We start from the raw sequence: 22,546 nt of genomic DNA, 5'->3' as shown, positions 1-22,546 counted from the left end.
ACCTATTCCATACCCATTCCATAAATTACCCGACTAATGGCAATCAATCTTCAAAAAGGCCAACGTATCAGCCTCGAGAAAAGCAACGGTACCAAACTGCAAAATATCTGTGTAGGCATCAACTGGGGCGCCATCGAAAAGAAAGGCCTCTTTGGCATGTCCAAAACCAAGGAAGCCGTAGACCTGGACGGCAGCTGCGCCCTGTTCAGCGAGCAGAAACAACTGCAGGAGGTCGTTTACTTTGGTAACCTGCGCTCCCAGGACGGCTCCATCCACCATAGCGGCGATGACCTGACCGGCGATATGAACGGCAATGACGGCCTCGACAACGAAGTGATCACCGTAGACCTGTCCCGCCTGAACCCGAACGTAAACTATGTAGCTTTTGTGCTCAACAGCTTCCGTGGCCACGACTTCGGCACCATCCCCTTCGCCTCCATCCGCATCTATGAAGGCACCCCTTCCCGTGTGAATGAAGTATTTGCCACCTACGATATTGCCGGCGACACCAGCTTCGCAGGCCATACCTCTATGGTGATGGGTGTTTTCTATAAGAAAAACGGCGAGTGGAAATTCAACGCCATCGGTGAACCTACCCGGGACAGGAAATTACAGGAAACCGTGGACACTGTGTCCAGGCAATACCTGTAGCCCTTACCTTTGTAATGTTATCACTCACTAATCATGATACCTTATGGAATCTAATCCGAATGTTACTGATCAGGCGCTTCCCGTGGTAAGACTGGACAAGGACGGCAATGCCGACCTCGCCCGCATTACCCCCGAAGAAACGCAGAAATATAATGAGCTCAACAAGTCGCTGCTCACCACCGACGTGAACTCTATCCTGAACTACGGCGCTGAAGTACAAAGCTCTATGGAGCGCTACAGCAACGAGTTCCTGACCTCTGTGCGTACCTACAACTCCGGAGAAGTAGGTGGCCTGATCAATGAACTGCTCAGCGAACTGAACTACATCGACGTGGATGAGCTGAACCAGGGCGGCTTTAAGAGCTTTCTCTCCAAAGTCCCGTTCCTGAAGAAACTCGTCATGGATGCGCAGAAACTCTTCCAGAAATACGATACCGTAGTGGCCAATATCGACAAGATCACCAACAAGATCAAAGCGGGCCGTATCAACTCCCTGAAAGACAACAGCTCCCTGCAGACCATGTTCGACAGCAATGTCAACTATATTAAACAGATGGAAGACCTGATCATCTCCGGTCAACTGAAGTATAATGAACTGACACAGAAACTGGCCGAAATGGAAGCCAACGCCGGCAACTATAACGACTATGAGATTGCGGACCTCCGGGATTTCGTAGGACGTCTGGATAAAAGGCTGGCAGACATGAAGATTGTACGCTTTATCATGCTGCAATCCCTGGCACAGATCAGACTGGTGCAAAACAACAACACCTCTATCGCTGAAAAAGCGCAGTCTATCATCTCCACCACCATCCCCGTCTGGAAAAACCAGCTCACCATCGCGGTGGCGCTGCAACGCCAGAAGGCCAACGTGGAAATGCAGCGCAAAATTTCCGATACCACCAACACCATCCTGCAAAAAAATGCAGACCTGCTCAAACAGAACAGTATCGACGTGGCACGGGAAAACGAAAAAACCGTGGTGTCTGTAGAAACACTCAAACGCACCACCCAGTCGCTGATCGAAACGTTGCATGAAGTGAAGAGAATCCACGAACAGGGCGCCGAAAGCCGTAAAGTGCTCAACGGTGAACTGCAAAACCTGGAAACAGAGCTGAAGAAAAATGTAACTAACGTGCGCTAACCGTCAATAAATAATGGAGGATAACCTGGCGATTATATTAAATGACTCAAATAAAACCAACAGCAAACTGCAATTGCTGTCCGCTTTTTTTGAAGAAGAGATTATTTACAAAATATATCTCCGAAGCCAGGTTGTCCATAAATTATTCGAAACCAATCCTGAACTGGACATCAATAAGCTGGAGCTGTTCCACCTGCAATACACCGCGTCTGCCATCGAACTGCTAAAAAAAATCAAGGCTTCCAACGAAAGAAACGTAAGCCTGATCTATGACGAAATGCAGCTCAACAAGGAAATGATGGAGAAGCTGAACAGCTCCGTCTTTTCAGAAAAAAACTACGATCTCGACAAACAAAAACAGTCGCTGAAAATAAACCTGTCGCTCCGCAGACTGTACCAGACCCTGTCTGACAACACAGACGAATACCCGTTTTCCAAAAACATCAATACCTTCAGCAGCCGCTTCTCCCAGGATTTTTATTACGATATTTCCGCCGATCAGATGATGAACCTCATCCAGTATGAAACGGCAGACGTTTACAGGAACAGCTACGCCATCATCCAGAAAAAACTCATGGGACTCCTGTGCAAACATGAGTTCCGTACCGAATTCTTCTGCGGTCTCAAAACCGGCGGCATGATCGCCGAGGTATACCGCTTCCTTGATGTGGACCGGCACTACCTTTTCTTCCCTTCCAAAAGCCTGTTCCTCCTCTGTGATCTTTCTGAGATCCCGGATATCGACTGGACCAACTCCCTATCCAAAAAAGCGCGGATCATACAGGAAATGACCGACAAAAACGATCAGCTCGAAAGCAGGGCCAACATCCTGAAAACCGCCATCCCCGACACTGTGCGCACCTTGCTACAGGAGTATTATGACAAAATTTCCGAAGTGGACTTCCTCCAGAAAATCGGCAACTACGATGTGCAGACCAACATCCTGCGCACGATGCTCAATACCGATACCTTCTAAAAAAAATTGCATCAGCCCGAAGACTGATGCAATCCTGATGTATTTACTTATATAATAATTTATGCTTTCTCACCTTCCAGCTGGGCAGCGCCTCTTTTGGGCACATTGAACAGCGCAGAAGTCACGATGGGCACCACAAACACGCTCACCGTCAGGATGGAAGTCCATACGTCCGCGATGTGGCTTTCCAGGAATTTAGTGATCGGAGATTCTGTGTTATAGTGTTCCCACAGCGACAGCGACAGTTTCAGTCCCAGGATAGCGATCACGATATAGGCAGCCGTTTCCAGGAACGTGAATTTCGTCATCAGTTTCACGAAAGCCTGTGCTACAAAACGCATGGCGAGGATACCTATAAACACGCCCAAGCATACCAGCAGAATATTATCTGTGAAGGCTACCGCCGCAAAGATGTTGTCAATAGAGAAGGCCATGTCCATCAGCTCTACCAGCGCCACCGTGGCCCAGAAGGGACCAATAGCGCCTACGGTCATTTTATACAGCCAGTTTTTTTCCTTGTCAATGGACTCATCTTCCTCTTCTTCTGCCGCCTTCGCTTTAGCACGTTTTTCTTTTGCCCAGCTGAACACCAGGTAAAGCAGGTAGAGGCCGCCGAGCGCTTTCAGCCACCAGAACTGGATCAGGAAGGAAGCAAACAGCATGGCAAGGCCACGGAACAAATAAGCGCCAAAGATACCGTACTTGAGCGCGCGGTCACGTTGTTTTTCGGGGAGGTCCATTACCATGGTGGCCAGTACCGCCGCATTATCAACGGAAAGCAAACTTTCGATGATAATCAGGTTCCCCACTACGATCAGGGAAGGGATGGGATTGTCAAGAATTTGTTGGAACAGTTCTGCAAAATTCATTTCAGTGTGTTTTTTATAGGTTCTTATTTGTTCGCCATTGTGATCACCACTACCCTGCCGCCTTCTTCGCGGGAGAGCAGGAGTTTTTTACCGTCTGTCAGTTCCACCATGGTACCGGGTGGTATCTCTTTGTCTTCCGTCAGATCTTTGAGAGAGGTCAGTTTCTGGTTAACCAGCACCCATTTGTCCTGATGGAAGGTAAAATATCCTACGGGCACTTTCTGTTCGGGTGTCAGCCTTTCATTGCGGATGATGTTCCGGTTGGCATGCCATTGAAACAGGTATTGGTTATGGTAGACCATCAACCGGTGGTTTTCCGGTTTCCAGACGGTCGGTTTAAATTCATAGTACAAGTCCAGCACCGGCAGGGTGCCTTTATGCGGGGTTCCGCAGAACGGGCATTTCGGGGAAATGGTATTATCAAATACATACCATTTCTGTTCGCAGGCCGTATTACTGCAGGGTTGCATCAGGTCGGTGGTTTTCAGCAGCGCCTGTTCCCACATTTCCGCCGGCGGGCGGTTATTGGGTTGATGCAGGCCGGTAACGAAAGCCTGGTCAAACAGCTCCTTCAGGTATGGGCCGGTGATGGTGTACGGCAGTTTGGTGATATCGGCCCAGGGCAGCTCTTTGGGATTCAGCTGGTTCAGCTTCGGCCGGTTGGACGTATCCTGCGGATGTTCGATGAACAGGGCTTTTTCGCCCATTGACAGCAGGTCGTCTTTTTCGGTGTCCAGGTCATGTACTTTACCTCCTTTCAGGGGATGGCGGTACAGCAGGTACATATAGATCATCACCGCCAGTGCGTGCAGGTCGGTCAACCGGTTGGGCAGTTTGCGGTTAGGGTCTTTTACGTCGAGATGTTTGGTGGCCAGCACTTCCGGTGCAATAAAATCGGCGGTGCCGATGACGTCCGGCGGGAAAAGGCCGGGCACTACGAGGCCGTCTATATCGATGATGGCAGCCGATTTGCTGACCGGGTCTACCAGCACGTTTTTATAAGACAGGTCGGAATGGGCCAGACCTGCCGCATGCAGGCGTTTTACGCCGCGGGCGATATTGACGCAGATCTGGAAATAGCTGAGCCAGTTGCCCAGTTCCGCTTCATCGAGCCGCAGGGCAAACTGCCTGTTCCTGAATTTGGGAGACGCGAACCATTTGCCTTCTTTTTCCTTGCCTTTGATCAGGTCGTTGGAAGCGTATCCTTTTTTGAAAAAGAAGTTTTGATTATAGCAGGGAACGATGAGCCCTACTTTTTTATCCAGTTCCACCATGTCGGTAGGCCAGCAGTACAGGTCTTTGTAGTATTGGCCGCCTTCGCGGTTAAAGAAGCTGTTATAGTATTCGGTCACAATTTTGCGCAGGCGTTCGCGGGAGCTAAAATCCTGTTCATCCCGGTAAAACGCCACCACATATGATTTATCGGGGCTGAAATACACGTCTTTCATTCCACCACGCATCGGTTCGCCGTTATCGATATACTGATACGACTTGCCTGTGTTAATGACGGAATGGACAGTTTTAGTGTTCATGGTGTTATGGTGTTACCTAATCAATATGCAATTAACTGATGATCATCAGGGTCCTGTCGTCGTGATTACCGGGGCTCCAGAAATCCATCCAGGCCGACAGGCGGCCGGCGCTTTCCGGGGAGTGGGCACCCAGTGGCAGGGCCACGTTTTCCGGGTTGTTACCGTTAAGGTCCGCCAGAAACGCTTTCCACGTCTCCAGTTTCTCCAGGTTAGCCTCCACCACGAATTTGGGATCGTAGATACCGTCGGTCATCAGCATGAGATAAGCGAAGTCCGGAATCAGTTTAAAACCGAAGCGGGTAGGGAATTTGTCGCTCGTAAAGATTTCAGGCATGGTGATGAACCGGGTGCCGCCTCCGAATTCTCCTACGTCAAGCCGGTTCATCAGCGTGATAGCGGAGCAGTCCTTGTTTAACAGTCCGATGGGGCAGTCTCCCACCCCGAAGCTCATGATGACATAGCCAAATGCATACTTTTTCAGCAGCACAAAGATAAGGGTGGAATGAAGATCTTTTATGGAAACCTGTTGAGCGGCGGCAAATTCTTCCAGTTTTTTATGCACGGCGAAGGCAGCCTTGCCCAGTGTGTCATACACGAGGCGGTTGATTTTCTTCTGGGTGTCGGTGCCGGTACCAGCGGCATGTTCCTGGAAGAGGGTATCGATATCGGCTGTGGGTGCGGTCTTAAAGAACTGCTCGAAATAGTCGGCGATACCGTTGCAGGCCAGCCGGGAGCCTTCGCGGGACAGTTTGGCGCTGCCGGCGCCGTCGGATACGGCCAGCACGCTCCAGCCGGAGGGTTCAAGATGCCGGAAGGCATAGTCGTCATCCCGGAAGGAGCCCACATTGGCGTGGGAGCGTCCGCGTTTGGAGGCGACGGTCACGAAGCGGTCGCCCAGCGGGGCAAATTCGGCCACGTCGTCTGCTTTCCAGAAGGGACCGGCCATATCGCTGGGGATGCTTTTCCAGAGCGAGCGGGGGTCAGGGTTAATGACCAGCGGCAGCAGCTTTTCGTGCGCCGCAGCGCTGGCGTCGCCGCCGGCAAGGCGGAACTGCAGTTTCAGGCGGATATCGCCGCTTTTCACCGGGATACCCTGTATCCCGCCGGTAGCAGGATCGTATTGCAGCCCGTATTCTTCCAGTCCTTCGATGGCTGTCCATGTAACGTCGGACCAGTTCAGCTGCCGGAAATCGAGCGTGGCCTGGTAAGGCTTGCCCACCGTAGCGTTCGGGATGCTGACCGGCTGTTGCTGGATATCGGCCAGCCTGTTTTTATACTGCCATATGTCCATGAGTCGTTGTTGGTTTTCCAGTATCTGCCGGGCTATTTGCTGATGTTGTTCATCATCTACAAAAGCGTCGAACAGGTGTTGTTTGCTGCCGGCAATGGTAATATTTTTAGCGGCAAACAGTTCGCGGATATATTTTTTTGACATGCTATTGGTTCCTTTTTAGCCCTGGGCGCGGTTAACATCGAAACCGCCCTCACCGATGCCATACGTCCCTTTGTTGCCGCACCAGGGACAGGTGCTGATCTGCTCCTCTCCGATGCAGTGTATCTGGCCGCAGACGCACATGGCGAAGGCCACCTGGTTGCCGCAGCACGGGCAGGTAGGGTTTCCGATCAGTTCATCACTATTGATGCGGGAAGGGCCGGCGCTCTCGTCCGACAGCTCCTGGTAGGTCTGGTCTACCTGGAAAGCGCCTACCAGTCTGTACGACAGCCGGTTGATATCCAGCCCGTAGATCCTGGCTTCTTCTTCCGAGCGGCGGTATTTCATCAGGTAGTGCCTGTTCAGGTTCTGGCATTTGCCTACCAGCACGGCGTAATTGCTGTCCATATAGGACTGTGGCGGGATGGGATTGGTAAGGTCTACCTTGCTGAGGGTATCATCTCCGTATATTTTAGCCAGCTCAAAGCCGGAAGCGTTTTTCTCTACGCTTTCGCTGCTGGTTTTGATGGAGTCTGTCACCCATTTGAAGAACTGCTTGTATGCCGCGGCGTTGCTGTTTTTGAAGTGGATGATGTTCTCTGTCAGTTCTTTCAGCACATGCACATCTGCTTCGTTGCCGAAGGAGATGGCCACCATATTGGCGGTGCGTTGCCAGTGCTGTTTCCATTCGGCGATGGCTGCACGGGTATCGTCTGTGGGCACTCCGTCGGTGAACAGGAACACGATAGGTTTCCAGTCGCCTTTCTGTTCGTAGGTGGTTTTCACCTGGTTTTTGCGCAGTTCGTACATCAGATGTCCGAGGCCTTTGCTGAGCGAGGTGCCGCCGCCGATGGGGAAACGGGGTGGGTAGAAGTTGATGATTTCCTGCAGGGGCACCAGTGTTTTGGCTTGTCCTGCGAAGACGATAATAGAAACCCAGACGGTTTCAATAGCGTAGGGGTCGGCTTTGAGCGCCTGAATAATTTGTGACAGGCCTTCTTCCACCTGCTGTACCGGTTCTCCGACCATGGATTCGGAGACGTCTATCAGAAAATAAATGGGGAGTCTTCTCATTATCTGAAGTTTACGGAGGTGATGTATACGGTGCCCGGCCCTGTGATTTTGAGCATGGAAAGCCCTTCCCCGCCGAGCATGTTACTGCCGGAGAAGTGTGACGACATCCTGTTTTGCATATCAGCATTCATACAGATAAAACTTTTCTCATCCACAAAAACCGTTTGACCGGCGGCCAGGTCCAGTGTGGTGGCAGTGCCGATCACATCGAGGAACACCGTGCAGAAGCCGGTGATTTTCTGCATAATGAGGCCGGTGCCGCCGATGAGTGAGGTAAGGTTCAGCTTCGCGTCGATATCGACTTTATCGGAGGAGGCCACATAGTATCCGGCCCTGCAGATGATGCCGCCGGAGATGTTTTTCAGGTTGACCGGCAACATACCTACCTTGCCGGCCACCATGAGTTTCTTCGGGTTAATATTGGTGTTACAGAGTTCCACCTGGAAAATGCTTTCGCCGGTGAGTTTTCTTTTCAGTACGCCGGCAATGCCTTTATCGAATACGTTGATCGAAGAATGGATACCTTCTTCGTAGTAGATCAGGGCTCCTTTCTCACAGTAAAATTTCTCGTTGTGGGTTAATTCTACCTGCAGGCTTTTAAAGTCGTGCCCTATAAGTTTTACGTTCATAATTTGTTGATCAGATCACTAAATTCACTTCCTGGGGTGGCGGAGGCAGGGCCACCTGTGAGGTGGTGCCCATGCTTTTGTTGCCCTGTTCGATGGTATCGGACACCCATTTAAAGAACTGGCGCAGGGTGGCGCTGTCGGCGGTATCGAGGTGCACCACGGTATCGGTCAGTTCTTTGAGCATATCGTTGTCGGCCGCTTTACCGGCGGCGCATCCTACGATGGCGCCGAAGTTGAGGCTTTTTATTTTGGGGATCATCTCCCGGTAGAGTAACTGGTCGGATGGTTTTCCATCTGTGAAGATGAATAACAGCGGCCGCCAGTCTCCTTTCCGGGTGGATGTTCCGCGTTGTACGTCGTTCATTACTTTGCCATGGAGATATTCCAGTCCCTGTCCGGTATGGGTGGGTCCACTCTGCGGGCAGGTGATTTCGGGCAACTGGAAGCTCACCAGTTCGGTGAGCGGTACCAGTTCCTTTACTTCCCTGTCGAAGGTGATGATGCTGAGCCAGAGGGAGTCCAGGGCATGGGCATCCATACGAAGATTATTGACCATCCCGCTCAGGGCATTATTCAATGCCTGAATGGGTTCCCCATACATGGAACCGGAGGTGTCCAGCAGGAAGTATACCGGTAGTCGTCGCATATAGGTGCATTAAAGGCTTACACTACAATATTCAATTCGGAGGGTGGTGGCGGCAGTTCAGACAGGCCGGTGACTTCTTTACCGGAATCTTCCACGCGGGTGGAGGTTACGCCGATGGAGGCGGTGACCCAGGCGAAGAAGCGGGAAATGGTGGCGCTGTCGGCCGTATCGAGGCTGACCACATTTTCGGTGATCTGTTTGAGTACGGAGGTATCGGCGCCGTGGCCGGCAGCGCAGGCGACGGTATATGCCGTTTTGCGCTGTTTGAAGGCGGCGAGGCCGCTCTGCCAGCTGTCCGTAGGCACGCCGTCAGTCATAATAAACACCAGCGGTTTCCAGTCGCCTTTTTGTTCGGCGGTGGTTTTGGCCACTTCTTTGTCCATGCACTGGCTGACCAGCTGCAGGGCTTCGCCCAGCGCGGTGGTGCCGGTGGCGCGGATATCCGCCATCTGGAAGGAGGCCAGGTCTGTCAAGGGCACGACCTGCCTGGCGGTGCTGTCAAAGGTGATAATGCTGATAAATGCGGTTTCGATGGCTTGCGGATTCTGTCGTAATGAGCTGATCATTATCTGGACGCCATTCTTCACGGCCTCTATCGGTTCTCCGCTCATAGAGCCGGAGGTGTCCAGTAAGAGGTATACAGGTAGTCTTCTCATAAAATAAGTTGGTTAAAGCGCTGCTGTTGATAAGGGTTAACAACATTGCTACAGTTATTTGTGTCCGGTTACTCAGGAGTACACCATTTTCTTCAGTTCGTCCACGAAGCTGTCTGACTGGTGGGGGTTACCGATGGCTCTGAATTTCCAGGCGCCGTCTTTACGGTAAATTTCCGCGAAAGTCATGGAGCACATGCCGTTATAGGTGCTGTCGCCGGACAGGCTGAATTTGGCGATTTCTTTGCCTCTGGCGTCTACGGCACGGATAAACGCGTTTTCGATCATCCCGAAATGCTGGTTATTGGCGCGCCCCTGGTAGATGGTCACCATGAACAGGATTTTGTCGTAACGCTGGTCCATCTGGTTCAGTTTGATGATGATCTGTTCGTCATCGCCATCGCCGGCGCCGGTCCTGTTATCGCCGGTGAGCCAGATATGGCCGGAAGGGTGTTTTTGTGAGTTGAAGAACACCACGTCGCCTTCGTACAGTCCCTGGCTTCTGCCGTCGCGGGTTTGTACGGTGCGGCCCAGGTTGGCCACTTTGCCGTTATTGTCCAGCAGGAAAGCCACCGCGTCGAGGTCATATTCTTCTTCTTTCTGTCCGCCGCCGAAAATTTTTCCGAAGAAGCCGCCTTCTGCCTTTTTCTGTTTTACGTCCCAGCCGAGGCCGATAGTGACAGTCGAGAGGTCAAACTCTTCTCCCTGATCATTTTTACGGAGGTCGATAGTTTGACCTTTTACTAGATTGATCGCCATATATAGGTTATTTAATGATCTGTCCTTTAAAATATTTAGAGAGGAAAAATGCCAGGTCTTCCTTGTAACCTTTACCGGAAGCCTCGAATTTCCATTGACCGTCTTTGATATACAGGCGGCCGAATTCCACGCCGGTTTCGATGGAGAAGTCTTCTCCCAGTTCGTATTTGGCGATTTCCTGTGAGGTAGCGTTGTCAACGATACGGATATACGAATCTCTCACCTGGCCATAGTTCTGCCTTCTGGCGATAGCGTCGTGGATGGTGACAACGAACAGGATTTCTTTCACGCGGGGATCTACTTTGGCCAGGTCTACGTTGATGGTTTCATCATCGCCGCCGTCGCTGTTGCCGCCCGTAGGGTCGTCGCCGGTATGATGCAGGGCGCCGTCCGGTGAGTCGGTATTGCCATAGAATACAAAATAACGTTCTTCCGGGATCGACCTGTTATCATCGATCATAAAAGCAGAGGCGTCGAGGTCAAAAGCAGCGCCGGTTCCTTCGTTCGGCTCCCATCCCAATCCTACGCTGATGCTGGACAGTCCAATATCAATCCTTTGTCCTTTTTGTAAGTTAATAGCCATTTTCAAAAAATTTAAAACGTAGGTAAGATAGTATTTTTAATTAGAACGGTCGCTACATACGCCGGAATTATTATGTGTAGCGGGTAATATATCAGCATGTCACGAATCTGACCTGCTGCAGGAAGGCAGTGGTGCCGGGGATATCCAGGAGGGCGCTGCGGATCAGTTCTTCCTGCAGCGATGGCGGCAGGTATTGTCCCCATTTTAAGAAGGCGCAGGATAATCCCAGCTTCTCCAAATTATCAAGATCAAGACCACACAACACTGCCAGCTGTGCTTCAAGATGCGGCCACAGTTTTGCCGGCTCCCAGGTTTTGTCGGCAATGGAGAACATGCTCTTGTCGTCATCAAAAACAGAGTCGATATCAGCCAGTTTCAATAGTACCATCAGCGTCCTGTTAATTACAGAACCTGTAAATGTATAATACTGGTAGCCGGTTTCTTTGGCAACATACGGCCGCTCCATATTTCCGGGTGTCAGCACTGCCTGTTTTAACTCAAAACGCAGCTCCTCCAGGGCGGCAATAGCTTTCTCGTCCATAATGCCGGTGGGTAAATCCTGGTAAACGATTTCCAGCATCCTGGCTCTCACCCGGGGCTGCACGGCTGGCCCTTCGCCTCCGAATATCGGCTTTTTGCCATCATGGGCCGGCTCCACCAATATTTTAGCCGCCTGGATATCCTTCAGTTTTACCTTCCAGATTTTTGCCGCCAGATAGATATTGACATCTTCGGCCAGTGAAACCGAATCAGGGATTTCTCCGATGGTGTTACCAGCATGGATCACCTTCAACAATCGGTCGGTGAAAAATACGCTGTAAAAATCCCGGGAGTTGGTCAGCTTCTCTCCTTCGTAACCAACAATCAATTCACGGCCCAAAACCTCCACATATTCCGCCTGGATCATGAACGCCAGCAACTGGCTGATGGTAGCTGCCGGTATCTGTTGAAAGGCATGATTGGCGGTAAGTTGCGCTGTTAATGCAGCATGACTGATACCATTGGTTTCTTTTAATATTGACAGTATCTGATGGAACAACAGATCATAAGGTTTGTCCGTCACCACGATCGGCTCCATAAACCCTTCTTCGTACAACTGCCAACAGGCAAGTGATTGCAGCATTGCCCACGGGTGGGTGCCATATAACAACAATTCACTTGTAGCGCCTTCTCTCCTGCCGGCGCGCCCCATTCGTTGCACCAGCGACGCCACGCTGTTGCTGGCATCTATCTGCACCACCATATCCACGGTACCAATATCAATCCCCAGTTCCAATGTCGACGTACAACAAATACAAAACGGGTGTCGTTCGTTGGTCTTGGCAAAATTTTCCACGTATTCACGCAAGTCCTTGTCCACAGATGAATGATGTGAAAAATAATACGCATGTCCTTTTCTCCTCGCGGCTGTTTTTGAAAGCTTTACAGCGATTTCTTCCGCCCTTCCCCTGGCATTGGGGAAGATCAATACCTTTTTATCTTTTGTCAACTCGTACAATGACTCAATAAATCCCACGGAGAATTCAGCGTCTTCCCTGCTGAATTTTAAACTGACATGGTTTTCCTTTGCAGTCCGGTCAATTAACACTTTAGCCGGAAGCGTATTGTCAAGAAACCGCTTCGCCACCTGGAAATTTTCGTCGCCAATCGTTGCTGACAGGCCTACTATCCTCACCGGCGCCCCTGTTTTAAGGCTGCAGATCCGCGACAACAAGGACTGCAAGTGCCTTCCCCGGTCCGTTCCCAGAAAGGCATGTATCTCATCTATGATGATAAATTTAAGATTGGAAAAAAGTGATTTCGCCCTCCCGGGGTGATTCACCAGCATCGCTTCTATCGATTCCGGTGTAATCAGCATCACTCCCTGAGGATCAGCCAGCAGCCGCTTCTTACCCGACTGATTGGCTTCTCCATGCCATTTGGTCACCAATACATCCATATATCTGCAAAGCGCCTCGCATCGCTGAAACTGATCGTTGATCAATGCTATCAGGGGCGAGATATACAACACCTGTACTCCTTTCTCCCTGAAATCGACACTCGACAATACAGGCAGGAAAGCCGCTTCTGTTTTACCCGAAGCTGTGCGGGATGCCAGGATATAATGCCCTTCCGATCTCATGATCGCTTTTATCGCCGCATCCTGGATAGGCCTGAGTGCTTCCCATTTTTTGTCCCGTATATAGCGGCGCACCGGTTCAGATAACAGTTCGTATGCCATTATATTTCTTCAATGTGCTTTAGAGATTCCTGCGGTCTTTCATCTGTGATTTCGATATCATTGATCAGCTTTCGTTTATCCGTCTCCGGGTGCTGACGAAGGATGCTCAGCACATGCAGAAAATCCCGGATCACTTCACGGGGCGTCAGGAATTCACTGGCGCCGGGCTTGTTGAATATTTCTTCCATAAACAACCGGATATCATTATCATCCACCGGAATACTGGTTTTATAATTGAAGTCAAAAATCTGTTTAAGATTTTGTAACAACACAAAAATTTCGGTGTGGCTCAGTGGCAGCAGGCGCAGCACCGGCTGGGCGAAGTCACGCACTCCGGCCGTTTCAAATTTGTTGGTTTCGAGTCTTGATTTTAAAGCCTGATAACTGAAAAGCCCCCTCCGTTCGTTTTCCAGGAACTCCTGTGTACCGGCGATATTTACAAACAGGTGGGCCACTTTTCCCTGAAAACAGTCGTTGTAGATAGACAGTATCTTCTCGTAGTTTTTCTCCCGCATCGCTCCGGTAGAGATCTTATAGAGGTTGATGGCCTCGTCCAGGTTGATCATAAAACCGCTATAACCGATGCTGACAAACAGTTTACAGAAGTTTTTCAGCATATCATAGAAGTTCTGGTCATCGATGATTTCCCGGACGCCGAGGTCCTGCCGCGCTTCCGTTTTGGTACTGTACTCTCCTTTCAGCCAGCGCAATGCATTTTTCCGGAGCTGCTCATCGTCCTGTATATATCCTTCGTAATATTTGGTCACGACCAACCCGAAATCAAAACCACCCACTTCCGTGATATTATTGATAGTACGCATAATATGCCGGCGGATCACATCTGTGTGGTCCGGCTGCCGGACCACATCCGGCGCCAGTCCTGATTCCTGCGCGGCCCCCGCGATAGCCTGTTCTATCCATTTTTCCAGCAGCACCGCCAACGCCCCACCTTCCGGTCGGGTCTGGATAGCAATGTTGTCCATGATAGCTGTGTAAAGGGCAACAGCTTTACCATCATTGGCATACAACCTGTTTTCCGGTGTAAAATCAGCATTGGCCACTACAAACTTCTGTTTGATCGCTACCGTATTCAGCAAATGCATCATAAAAGACTTCCCGGACCCAAAATCCCCGATCCAGAACTTCACCATACTATGCCCATTTTTCACATCCTCCAAGGCAGAGAGGAACGCATTTACTTCCGCCGTACGACCTACGGCAATATGCTGAACACCTATTTTAGGCACGACGCCGCCTAAGAGGGAATTGATCACAGCCGTAGCTTCTTTCGGTTTGATGTCACCTAACATAGATTAATTATTTTTTGATAATAAAATTCGTTCACCTCATACCGGTCTTCTGTTTCTTCAATTAAATTATCATCCAGCTCTTCATAACAACAATCATTAATACTCTCTACCAGCTGGTTTCTGAACAGGTTCCGGCTTTTGGCATAGGTGGTCACCTGGGTGGTGGTCAGATGATACTGATGGTCTTTAAACAGCGATAGTAATTCCTGCTGATGCATACTGAGCTGCACGCTGGCCATAAAGACGGGGTCCTGTGGCACCGCGGCAGCCGGCGTGGCGGTACCCAGTTGCAGGGTGATGATGGCGGAAGACCCTTCCGCTATTTCGTCTTCGTCCTGCAGGATTTCATTCAAACGACTTACCGTTTCCGCGCTCTGTGAGCGCACGGCAGCAATATCTCCCTCATTCAGCTCTATTTTCTTTCTTTTCTTTTCATAGATTTTTACAGCCGCAGCCAGTGCAGCAGGGAGATCGCGGGTGGCGATCAGCCCGTTGGCTATTTTTTCAAAGGCGTCGAGCTGTTCCTGGTCCGCGAAGAGGCTCTTCTGGATGGACTTTGTCAACTGCCGGTTATCAATCTTCTCCGAGTGCAGGTCCGCGTACAGGTACTTCAGGTAGAAACTGATAGCGATCCCCTTATCTGCTTTCACAAAAGCCCTGGATGCTTCGAAATAGATGTTTTCCAGCGCAGGGTTCTTCTCGTTCATCGCCCCCAGCCAGTCCAGTTGTTCTGCTACCTGTTGCGCGTTACTGTTGTTTAGGACAGGGATGATCTCGTCAAAAAAAGTTTTCCAACGGGTAACGTTCATTTCGTTCAACAACAGCTCTGTGGCGTCGTCAGCGGGTGCGATGGTAGCTGCCGCCCCCGCCAGAATTTCATTAACAGTGCTTCCAAAAGTCTGCTCAAAGTCATTGGCAAATACAGGGTAGTTAAAGTCATTACTGATTTTCCGTTTATGCCGGTAGACTTCCCTGACGGTATTTTCCGATCTTTTAAAAATTGTGAGGTAGATATGCGTCTCCAGGTTCTGACGTTCATAACTGAGGGTGTAGGTGTTGTTATTACCTTGGACATATCGGTCCTGAAACTGTTTTACCTGGCGGGCAATGGTCGTTCCCTTTTTATCGAACACCTTATTCAGCTGTTTCAAACAGAGCAGATAAAGCCGGATCGTCTGTACACAACATCCTTCCACTTCGAGGAAAGCATTACAGGGGTTCCAGAATTTATTCAGCCATGCTGTTTCCTGTGTATTCAGCCCCAGCTTTTCCTGGTATTGATGACCGAGTTTCCAGTTGTCGTCGTAAGCCTGTCCATCCGCCTGGCCTGAGGGAGCATTGTCAGTGCTAAAGTCAATGGGTACCGGCTCTCCGGATACATCGATGATAGCATCATCGGTATTTGGTGTGTCCACCACCGCTTCCCTGCTGCTTTGTTCCTCCAGGAAACAAAGTTCCTGCTCCTTCCGGAACCGGATAACACCGGTGAATATCTCCCGGGTGGAAAAGACTGACAGCCGCTGCGTTACCAGCGGTTCCAGCATCGCATCGAACAACCGCTCCTGTAACCGCCGGATAACCTCCACGGGCTGAGGGGACGGAAATGCAAACCATTGGTGCAAGAGCGCCTTTTCTTCGGGTGCCATCGCCTCAAAAGCCTGGGTAATGGTCTTTTGCAGCCAGTCGTTCGCCGGTACCGGCACACCGTAGTCATCCAGGTAGGCCACCCAGTCCTGGCCAAAAGCTTGTGTCGTAAATGTCAGACCGTCCATACGTGTAAGGAATCCTTAACGGTCATAAAATACAGACAACCTGCGATTATCATCAAACGGGGAAAATTTCCGGGTATATCCGGATATGGCTGCAATCAAACAGGAAACGGCTCTTTGGGACATGGGATAATACATTCAGATGATGATCGTTAAAAACCAGCGAGGGCACCAGTTTTGGGTGTTACAATAAGGATTGGTCAAATTTTGATATACAGATGATAAACCTAAGCTGCTTTGGATTCAAATTGTCAATAGGCGGCTTTAATACAAGTACCTTATTTGCAATATATAAATAAAATCAGAGAGCAGCAAAATTTGTACATCGATGACCATGTCTTACGGCGTAACCCTGCGCTGTTCCAGGCTAAACAAATGCCGCAATAAATAACAGCGCTCCGAATCCCATAACGAACCACCCACCGATTGGCCATAGCAGCCATAGGATAGCCCCTGCAAACATTATGAGACCTGCCGTTTTAATGACTGCATTTCTGCTCTCCTTTCTTTTTTCGGGGTTATTCCGTCGTTCCAGGTCTCTCCTGAGATCTTCTTCCAGCGCTGACGCATCCAATTGCCTGTTTCGTTCGGCATCCATCTTCTCCCGATGGGTCTTCAATCGTTGATATGCTTCCACGGCTGTCTCCTTTTTCGCTCCCGGCTTAAACTGATGACCACACGCCAGACAGGTGATAATCACTTTATTTCTTCCAATTCCCCCGGCGAGCAGCCCGATACCGCCTGTTAAAATGACGCCGGCAGCGGCTTTGCCAACACTAAAACCTTGCTTGTTTGCGGTAATCTGTGTGGAATTGCATTTGGGGCAGTGTACCTGGTTGTCCATATTGTTAAGGGTTATTTGATGATACCGGACAAAAATAGCGATCCTATGATGCAACATTTTACGGTTTCCCGTATAGCCTCCGGAACGAACAATGGCACCCTGGAATACGGGAGAGCAGCAAAATTTGTACTTCTACGCTGTTCCGCCAACAGGCAACAGCCGAAAATGACCCTCAGAGCTACCTGCCCCCGCTGACAGCCTGAGTGCCCTTACAGGCTGACAGTTTCGCAAAATGAATGCTATCGCACCAAACAACAGACAAAACAAAGGGCCGACCTGTTGGTCAGCCCCGGGTATTATCTTTTGGAAAGGATTATCGCTTGGGTATCTCTTTCAAAATATGCAGTAAAAATTTGTAAAACCGCTCTACGGAAGAGATTTGTGCACTTTCATTCGGTGAGTGCGCACCGCGGATGGTAGGTCCGAAAGAGATCATGTCCGGCCCTTTGAGCAGTGAACCGAGGATACCGCATTCCAGTCCGGCGTGGATCGCGCCTACTTTTGGGGTATGTTTGAAATGATCGCCATACAGGGACAGCATCAGCTTCAGGATGGGAGAATCCGGGTTGGGTTTCCAACCGGGGTAACCGCCGGCCTGTATCACTTCGCAGCCCATATTTTCAAAGGCGGAACGTACCGCGAGGGCTACATCTTCTTTGGTGCTGTCTACGTTGCTGCGTTGCAGTGACTGGGTAATAAACTGACCATCTTTCACGGTCACTTTGGCGATATTGTTGGATGCTTCCACGAGGCCCGGCATATCGGGGCTCATGCGGAACACGCCATTGGGCGCGGCGTAGATGGCGCGCAGCAGTTGATCGAAATAAGCGGGCGCCATCACGGAAGCCGGCATTGCGGCGGGCTTAACCTCCACTGTCAAACCCGTTTCCACGGTTTTGTATTCCTCTTTCAGGATGGTGGCAAATGCCTGTACGGCCGCCTCGAAGCGGGCTTTGTCGGCACCAGGCACAACTACCGTGGCGCGGGATTCGCGTGGGATGGCGTTGCGCAAGCTGCCGCCATCGAGGGAAGCCAGCTGCAGGTCAAAAGACTGACGCGCGTTGAACAACAGACGGTTCATCAGTTTGTTGGCGTTTGCTCTGCCCTTGTTGATGTCTATACCGGAGTGGCCGCCGAGCAGTCCTTTGATGGTAATATCATAAGCAGCGCCGCCAGCTGCCACGGGTGTCTGCTGATAGTTGCCTTTGGTATTGGTATCGAGGCCACCGGCACAACCGATGGTGATCTCGTCTTCCTCTTCGGTGTCGAGGTTGAGCAATATGGTGCCGGTATACGGGGCTGGGTCCAGTTGCATGGCGCCTGTCATCCCTGTTTCTTCGTCGATGGTGAACATGGCTTCGAGGGCAGGATGCGGTATGTCCGTCGCTGCCAGGATGGCCATGATGGTGGCTACGCCGATGCCGTTATCTGCGCCGAGGGTAGTGCCGCGGGCCCTTACCCAGTCGCCGTCCACATACATCTCGATGCCCTGGGTGTCAAAGTCAAACACGGTATCCCCGTTTTTCTGGTGTACCATGTCCAGGTGCGATTGCAGGATCACCGTCTGCCGGTCTTCCATGCCTGCCGTAGCCGGCTTTTTGATGCACACGTTCCCGACAGCGTCCCTTGTTGTTTCCAGGCCCAGCTGACGGCCAAATGCCTCCACGAAGGCGATCACCTTTTCTTCTTTCTTCGATGCCCGCGGGATGGCGTTCAGTTGACTGAAATATTGCCACAATGACTGCGGGGCCAGTGATGTTAGTTCCATGTCGTATGTTAAATAACGTTATTAGCCCGGCAATGTAGGTAAATCCGGCGAAACGGGCAAAACCCGCTTTGGCCGCTACTGTCTGGCTGCCGCTAAAGCATGGATGGTTGCTTCGCCTTCTTGTGTAAGCCGGTACACCCTGATCATATTTTCGTCGTCAGCTGCGTATTTAGGATCTCTGGTCGCAGATATAGCCTGGTTTACGGACTGCTGCAGGCTCTTTTTCAAAGCGGCGTAGCCGCTGTTGTTCTGCAATTGTTTTTCGGCGCTAACAGCCAGTTCCCGGATTTTTGTTGCTGAAAAACCATGTGCTTCTAACTGGCGAAGGGCAGAAGAGATCAGGGCTGCATTGATACTATTGGATGTTATCAGTTCGTCTGCATAAAAGGCGATATTCTCCGGTGCTTCCGGCGTAGATGCCGCCAGCAGGTGCAGCTTCACCAAAATGATATAGGCGCCATATTGCCGGAACACGTTGATGTATTGGTGGTCTGCGTGCTGACGGACGTATTCCCTGTAGGCTTTATCTGCCTGCTGCCACGAACCACCGTCCATCAGCGGAGCCTGGCTACAAAAATCGTCCTGCTCCTGTACATTCCGGACGGGATCATTGATCCCTGTTTCTTTTTCTGTCAAGTGGCTGATTAACGAAGGAAGCAGCCGGTATTCACCGGCTGCCAGTCGTATCGAATCTTTGGTCATACTATCTGTGGTGTCTGCCGGCAGTGAAGATGTAGTTGCCGGATGCTGGTTACAACTTAGCAATGTGATCAGGGCTACCGTGAAAAAACAATGTTTCATTCGTTAATAAATTAGTTACTTACAACGTAATGATAACCTATTAAAATGAAATACCGGCAAGACAATGTTCCACGCTCACTTTATCAGAGGCTTTCTCCTTTTTTCATCTTATCAAGCACTTTCTCCTGATATTCCTTCTGAAATTTTTTCTCCTTTGCGGCAAGCTCACTAATAACGCCTTCCTGCAAGCGGATAGCCGTTGCCGTATCGCCTAACCGGTATACCAGCATCGCTTGCACGCTCACAGCGTCCGGGCCCGGGTTCTCTTTTACGGCGCGCTCGCTCCATGCAAGTGCAGTGCGTAACATAGCGGTATCTTTAGCCTTACGGGCTACCGTACGGGCAAAGCTGCTCAGATCGGAAGGGTCCAGTTGTTTATCATATTGTCTGATGTATCCTTTCACCGCCTTTTCAAACTGATCATAGTCTTTGCCCTGGTAGAACTGTAGTCTGAACTTATCTATCAGCTTACGGGAGAGATCGGGATATTTCTTTTGCAGCTTCGTTTCTATCACCTTAAAATCGGGCGTGATACCTTCTTTCAGGTTGGCATAGATTTCTTCTCCGAAGATGATCTGTTCCACTTTCTTTTCTGCATACTTGGCCCCCATTACCTGATTGACTTTAGCCGGATTTTTCCGGAAGATAACAAAACCGGTGTCCCTGCTGCTATGGGTAAACTTATCCAGGAACTGCAGCGTTTCCGTTGTATATACACTTGGTACTGCGCGGAGATAACGGCTGGCAAACAGGGCGGAGTAGCGGCCGTCATACATCTCCATGGCTTCTTCTGCCAGTCGTTTCAGCGTATCCGGTTGATTGCCCGCATTTTTGGCCATCACTTCCATACGGGTGTAGTACTGGGTTTCCGGCTTCAGTGCCTTCGCGGAAGCCGCAATAAAAGCGGCGGCGCTGTCGCTGCCTACCACCAGGTGCACCAGTCTCCCGTCGGGAGCGAAATACAAAAACGTCGGATAGGCCATCACGTTATATTCTTTGGCAATGGCGTCGGCATCGTTATACCAGCTTTTCACGGCATCATCGTCCTTGGCGGTTTTGTCCATCTGCACTTTTACCGAAATAAATTTGTCATTGAAGAAGTCGCCGACCATCTGCTGCGGGAAAATATCGCGGCTCATCATTTTACAGGGGCCGCACCAGGTGGTGTAACAATCCATAAAAATAAACTTGCCTTCTTTTTTCGCCTTGGCCCGGATATCCTTCCAGCTGAGCTCATGCTCAAAGTGAATACCCTTTTCCTGTGCCAGTACTGCCAACGGCAGGCAGCTGACCAGCATTAATAATAATTTTTTCATCATACGTTAATGTGTTGGTTTGGTTTTTACATTTACAAATTAAATGTCTTCCCGTATATCACCATCCCTGGCGCCGCCGTTTTTTTACCAGCGGTTCAAAAGACGGTCCCGGTGGCGTGTATGTTCCGCAGCGGGACAGCTTTCAGACAGGACGGCGGCCCCTGTCAGGAGGTCCGCCGTTTTCTTCGTGGTTAGCTATTTTCTTTCATTAGGCTCCAGCTCCGGGTTCAGTTGTATCAGCTTCGGCGCAACAGGAAACACATAGTGGTAGTCGTTAGGCTTCAACGTGTAGGTCTGACCATTATAAGTATGCGTGACTGTTTTTGCAAAACGCGGGTCTTTATTCAATCGTTTCATATCAAACAATCGGTGGCCTTTGAAACACAGCTCCCGCCGGCGTTCGGACAGCACCAGCCGCAGCGCTTCTTCCGACGTGGCGGCCGCAGATGGCACGTAGGCAGCTGTCGCTATACGCATTTTTCGCAGGAGGTCCAGGTCCTGTATGGCAGCCGCCACGTTATTGAGGCGGGCGTTACATTCTGCGCGGACCAGGTACATCTCCGGTACCGTTGGTCCTACCAGCCTTGCGTCGAACGACAGGAACTCACCATAGTAGTAGAGGTGTCCCTTAAATGGATCGGTGGTCGTGGTAAACAGTATTTTATACCGCAGATCGATCAGCGAATCTTTGAACTCCGCCTGTAAATCCTTGCTCAGGGAGAACCAGGCGTAGCTGTTGGAAACCGTCTTCATCAGGATCGTTTCAGGATTGCTCCTGTTCTCCGGGAAGGTGTTGCGGGGGTCCGCCACCGCCGTGTTATAGTCGGTCAGCTTGTTTTTGATCTCCAGCGTTTTGGTTGCTGCTTTCAGCGCTTCGGAGTACTCCCCTCTGAGCAGATAAGCACGGGCTTGCAGCGCGTAGGCGGCAGCCAGCGTAGGCTCATAGGCACTGGTGCTGGTGATGCCCAGCAGAGATGCTGCCTGACTGAGATCAGCCAGCAACTGGTCGTAGACCGCTTTTACAGAGGCTCGGTTCAATTTGGCATCGGTAGTGGGTGCCAGCAACAGCGGTACGCCTTTGTCAGACGCGGCGGAGGAGGCATCATACTGTACAGCGTACAGGTTCACAAGCGACAGATAAGCGAAAGCCCTGTGTACCAGCGCCTCTCCCACCAGCTGGTTGCGTTCTTTTTCAGCACCGTCGGTCACCGTCTTCATTCCTTCCACCACCACATTAGCCAGGTACACCTGTTTATACAGGTTACTCCATTGAGCATCGTTGTCGGTAGACATCCAGACATCGTCCTGCCAGGTATGTATCCGGAAGGTAGCGGTGCCCAGGTAGTCCAGCCCCTGCTGTTCGTAATATTCCACGTTGTCAGACGCCATTTCATCTGCTCCGTAGGAACTCACCAGGTCGTTGGAGTTATTCATCAGCAAACGGTAATCCTTATACGTAGAAGGGATTACCTTTCCCTTGGGTTTTATATCGAGATAGTCCCTGCCACAACCGGCGAGGGTCATCAAAGCGGCGGCATATATCAAAGTGCGAAACATCAGGCTACATTT

Annotated in this window: 21 protein-coding genes; 4 read left to right on the top strand and 17 right to left on the bottom strand. The window is 50.6% G+C overall.

Going from position 1 to position 22,546, the window contains the following annotated elements:
* The first annotated feature begins 36 nt into the window (after positions 1 to 36).
* Genes B5D63_RS24250 through B5D63_RS24240 form a run of 3 tightly spaced genes read left to right on the top strand, consistent with a single transcriptional unit; the run spans position 37 to position 2,771 of the window.
* Complete coding sequence (locus tag B5D63_RS24250; RefSeq protein WP_078671465.1) at positions 37 to 651, top strand: TerD family protein; 615 nt, start codon at positions 37 to 39, stop codon at positions 649 to 651.
* A gap of 43 nt (positions 652 to 694) precedes the next feature.
* Positions 695 to 1,795 (top strand): toxic anion resistance protein, encoded by a 1,101-nt coding sequence (locus tag B5D63_RS24245; protein WP_078671464.1) that lies wholly within the window; start codon positions 695 to 697, stop codon positions 1,793 to 1,795.
* Between the two features lie 13 nt (positions 1,796 to 1,808).
* Positions 1,809 to 2,771, top strand: coding sequence for a hypothetical protein (locus B5D63_RS24240; protein WP_078671463.1), 963 nt, complete (start codon positions 1,809 to 1,811; stop codon positions 2,769 to 2,771).
* A 59-nt stretch (positions 2,772 to 2,830) separates the two neighbouring features.
* Here the strand turns inward: B5D63_RS24240 and B5D63_RS24235 are convergent, their stop codons facing one another.
* The 13 genes from B5D63_RS24235 to B5D63_RS24175 form a co-directional block, all read right to left on the bottom strand.
* On the bottom strand, positions 2,831 to 3,640 hold the full coding sequence (locus B5D63_RS24235; protein WP_078671462.1) for a TerC family protein: 810 nt from the start codon (positions 3,638 to 3,640) through the stop codon (positions 2,831 to 2,833).
* A gap of 23 nt (positions 3,641 to 3,663) precedes the next feature.
* A complete protein-coding gene (locus B5D63_RS24230; protein ID WP_078671461.1) occupies positions 3,664 to 5,172 on the bottom strand; it encodes a helix-hairpin-helix domain-containing protein in 1,509 nt (502 codons plus the stop codon).
* Between the two features lie 31 nt (positions 5,173 to 5,203).
* Positions 5,204 to 6,607, bottom strand: coding sequence for a PP2C family serine/threonine-protein phosphatase (locus B5D63_RS24225; protein WP_078671460.1), 1,404 nt, complete (start codon positions 6,605 to 6,607; stop codon positions 5,204 to 5,206).
* A 15-nt stretch (positions 6,608 to 6,622) separates the two neighbouring features.
* Complete coding sequence (locus B5D63_RS24220; RefSeq protein ID WP_078671459.1) at positions 6,623 to 7,678, bottom strand: TerY-C metal binding domain-containing protein; 1,056 nt, start codon at positions 7,676 to 7,678, stop codon at positions 6,623 to 6,625.
* Positions 7,678 to 8,307, bottom strand: coding sequence for an AIM24 family protein (locus B5D63_RS24215; protein WP_078671458.1), 630 nt, complete (start codon positions 8,305 to 8,307; stop codon positions 7,678 to 7,680). Before B5D63_RS24215 ends, B5D63_RS24220 begins: the two co-directional genes overlap by 1 nt.
* A 10-nt stretch (positions 8,308 to 8,317) precedes the next feature.
* Positions 8,318 to 8,953, bottom strand: coding sequence for a vWA domain-containing protein (locus B5D63_RS24210; RefSeq protein WP_078671457.1), 636 nt, complete (start codon positions 8,951 to 8,953; stop codon positions 8,318 to 8,320).
* 17 nt (positions 8,954 to 8,970) lie between these two features.
* The gene (locus tag B5D63_RS24205; RefSeq protein ID WP_078671456.1) at positions 8,971 to 9,609 is read right to left on the bottom strand and encodes a vWA domain-containing protein; all 639 of its coding nucleotides are present in this window, start codon (positions 9,607 to 9,609) and stop codon (positions 8,971 to 8,973) included.
* Between the two features lie 72 nt (positions 9,610 to 9,681).
* Entirely contained in the window at positions 9,682 to 10,365 is a 684-nt protein-coding gene (locus B5D63_RS24200) for a TerD family protein (protein WP_078671455.1), read from the bottom strand.
* Positions 10,366 to 10,372: 7 nt separating this feature from the next.
* Positions 10,373 to 10,948 carry a TerD family protein gene (locus tag B5D63_RS24195; protein WP_078671454.1) on the bottom strand — a complete coding sequence of 192 codons (576 nt, stop codon included), beginning with the start codon at positions 10,946 to 10,948 and terminating at the stop codon, positions 10,373 to 10,375.
* Between the two features lie 91 nt (positions 10,949 to 11,039).
* The gene (locus B5D63_RS24190) at positions 11,040 to 13,169 is read right to left on the bottom strand and encodes a DEAD/DEAH box helicase (protein WP_078671453.1); all 2,130 of its coding nucleotides are present in this window, start codon (positions 13,167 to 13,169) and stop codon (positions 11,040 to 11,042) included.
* Entirely contained in the window at positions 13,169 to 14,479 is a 1,311-nt protein-coding gene (locus tag B5D63_RS24185) for an ATP-binding protein (protein ID WP_078671452.1), read from the bottom strand. Before B5D63_RS24185 ends, B5D63_RS24190 begins: the two co-directional genes overlap by 1 nt.
* Complete coding sequence (locus B5D63_RS24180; protein WP_078671451.1) at positions 14,473 to 16,251, bottom strand: tellurite resistance TerB C-terminal domain-containing protein; 1,779 nt, start codon at positions 16,249 to 16,251, stop codon at positions 14,473 to 14,475. The genes B5D63_RS24185 and B5D63_RS24180 overlap by 7 nt, the downstream gene beginning before the upstream one ends.
* 364 nt (positions 16,252 to 16,615) lie before the next feature.
* Positions 16,616 to 17,092, bottom strand: coding sequence for a hypothetical protein (locus B5D63_RS24175; protein WP_143313069.1), 477 nt, complete (start codon positions 17,090 to 17,092; stop codon positions 16,616 to 16,618).
* Positions 17,093 to 17,137: 45 nt separating this feature from the next.
* Here B5D63_RS24175 and B5D63_RS35490 point away from each other — a divergent pair, with 45 nt between their 5' ends.
* Positions 17,138 to 17,287, top strand: coding sequence for a hypothetical protein (locus tag B5D63_RS35490; protein WP_235021620.1), 150 nt, complete (start codon positions 17,138 to 17,140; stop codon positions 17,285 to 17,287).
* A 118-nt stretch (positions 17,288 to 17,405) separates the two neighbouring features.
* Here B5D63_RS35490 and B5D63_RS24170 read toward each other — a convergent pair whose 3' ends face one another.
* The 4 genes from B5D63_RS24170 to B5D63_RS24155 all read right to left on the bottom strand — a co-directional run bounded on the left by B5D63_RS24170 (position 17,406) and on the right by B5D63_RS24155 (position 22,534).
* Entirely contained in the window at positions 17,406 to 18,860 is a 1,455-nt protein-coding gene (locus B5D63_RS24170) for an aminoacyl-histidine dipeptidase (RefSeq protein WP_078671449.1), read from the bottom strand.
* A 75-nt stretch (positions 18,861 to 18,935) separates the two neighbouring features.
* Complete coding sequence (locus tag B5D63_RS24165; protein ID WP_143313068.1) at positions 18,936 to 19,661, bottom strand: hypothetical protein; 726 nt, start codon at positions 19,659 to 19,661, stop codon at positions 18,936 to 18,938.
* An 83-nt stretch (positions 19,662 to 19,744) separates the two neighbouring features.
* Complete coding sequence (locus tag B5D63_RS24160; RefSeq protein ID WP_078671447.1) at positions 19,745 to 20,980, bottom strand: thioredoxin family protein; 1,236 nt, start codon at positions 20,978 to 20,980, stop codon at positions 19,745 to 19,747.
* Between the two features lie 192 nt (positions 20,981 to 21,172).
* The gene (locus B5D63_RS24155) at positions 21,173 to 22,534 is read right to left on the bottom strand and encodes a RagB/SusD family nutrient uptake outer membrane protein (protein ID WP_078671446.1); all 1,362 of its coding nucleotides are present in this window, start codon (positions 22,532 to 22,534) and stop codon (positions 21,173 to 21,175) included.
* Positions 22,535 to 22,546: the final 12 nt, after the last annotated feature.

The organism is Chitinophaga eiseniae (assembly GCF_900167135.1).
GTDB classification, from domain to species: domain Bacteria; phylum Bacteroidota; class Bacteroidia; order Chitinophagales; family Chitinophagaceae; genus Chitinophaga; species Chitinophaga eiseniae.
This window is presented reverse-complemented; position numbering and strand designations above follow the sequence as displayed.

What these genes read in the sequence shown, in the direction of transcription:
- B5D63_RS24250 (WP_078671465.1), top strand. Translation starts at nt 37, where the DNA reads ATGGCAATCAATCTTCAAAAAGGCCAACGTATCAGCCTCGAGAAAAGC.
- B5D63_RS24185 (WP_078671452.1), bottom strand. Translation starts at nt 14,479, where the DNA reads ATGTTAGGTGACATCAAACCGAAAGAAGCTACGGCTGTGATCAATTCC.
- B5D63_RS24180 (WP_078671451.1), bottom strand. Translation starts at nt 16,251, where the DNA reads ATGGACGGTCTGACATTTACGACACAAGCTTTTGGCCAGGACTGGGTG.
- B5D63_RS24235 (WP_078671462.1), bottom strand. Translation starts at nt 3,640, where the DNA reads ATGAATTTTGCAGAACTGTTCCAACAAATTCTTGACAATCCCATCCCT.
- B5D63_RS24195 (WP_078671454.1), bottom strand. Translation starts at nt 10,948, where the DNA reads ATGGCTATTAACTTACAAAAAGGACAAAGGATTGATATTGGACTGTCC.
- B5D63_RS24225 (WP_078671460.1), bottom strand. Translation starts at nt 6,607, where the DNA reads ATGTCAAAAAAATATATCCGCGAACTGTTTGCCGCTAAAAATATTACC.
- B5D63_RS24220 (WP_078671459.1), bottom strand. Translation starts at nt 7,678, where the DNA reads ATGAGAAGACTCCCCATTTATTTTCTGATAGACGTCTCCGAATCCATG.
- B5D63_RS24155 (WP_078671446.1), bottom strand. Translation starts at nt 22,534, where the DNA reads ATGTTTCGCACTTTGATATATGCCGCCGCTTTGATGACCCTCGCCGGT.
- B5D63_RS24245 (WP_078671464.1), top strand. Translation starts at nt 695, where the DNA reads ATGGAATCTAATCCGAATGTTACTGATCAGGCGCTTCCCGTGGTAAGA.
- B5D63_RS24190 (WP_078671453.1), bottom strand. Translation starts at nt 13,169, where the DNA reads ATGGCATACGAACTGTTATCTGAACCGGTGCGCCGCTATATACGGGAC.
- B5D63_RS24240 (WP_078671463.1), top strand. Translation starts at nt 1,809, where the DNA reads ATGGAGGATAACCTGGCGATTATATTAAATGACTCAAATAAAACCAAC.
- B5D63_RS24200 (WP_078671455.1), bottom strand. Translation starts at nt 10,365, where the DNA reads ATGGCGATCAATCTAGTAAAAGGTCAAACTATCGACCTCCGTAAAAAT.
- B5D63_RS24160 (WP_078671447.1), bottom strand. Translation starts at nt 20,980, where the DNA reads ATGATGAAAAAATTATTATTAATGCTGGTCAGCTGCCTGCCGTTGGCA.
- B5D63_RS24205 (WP_078671456.1), bottom strand. Translation starts at nt 9,609, where the DNA reads ATGAGAAGACTACCTGTATACCTCTTACTGGACACCTCCGGCTCTATG.
- B5D63_RS24175 (WP_143313069.1), bottom strand. Translation starts at nt 17,092, where the DNA reads ATGGACAACCAGGTACACTGCCCCAAATGCAATTCCACACAGATTACC.
- B5D63_RS24215 (WP_078671458.1), bottom strand. Translation starts at nt 8,307, where the DNA reads ATGAACGTAAAACTTATAGGGCACGACTTTAAAAGCCTGCAGGTAGAA.
- B5D63_RS24210 (WP_078671457.1), bottom strand. Translation starts at nt 8,953, where the DNA reads ATGCGACGACTACCGGTATACTTCCTGCTGGACACCTCCGGTTCCATG.
- B5D63_RS24170 (WP_078671449.1), bottom strand. Translation starts at nt 18,860, where the DNA reads ATGGAACTAACATCACTGGCCCCGCAGTCATTGTGGCAATATTTCAGT.
- B5D63_RS24230 (WP_078671461.1), bottom strand. Translation starts at nt 5,172, where the DNA reads ATGAACACTAAAACTGTCCATTCCGTCATTAACACAGGCAAGTCGTAT.
- B5D63_RS24165 (WP_143313068.1), bottom strand. Translation starts at nt 19,661, where the DNA reads ATGAAACATTGTTTTTTCACGGTAGCCCTGATCACATTGCTAAGTTGT.
- B5D63_RS35490 (WP_235021620.1), top strand. Translation starts at nt 17,138, where the DNA reads ATGATGCAACATTTTACGGTTTCCCGTATAGCCTCCGGAACGAACAAT.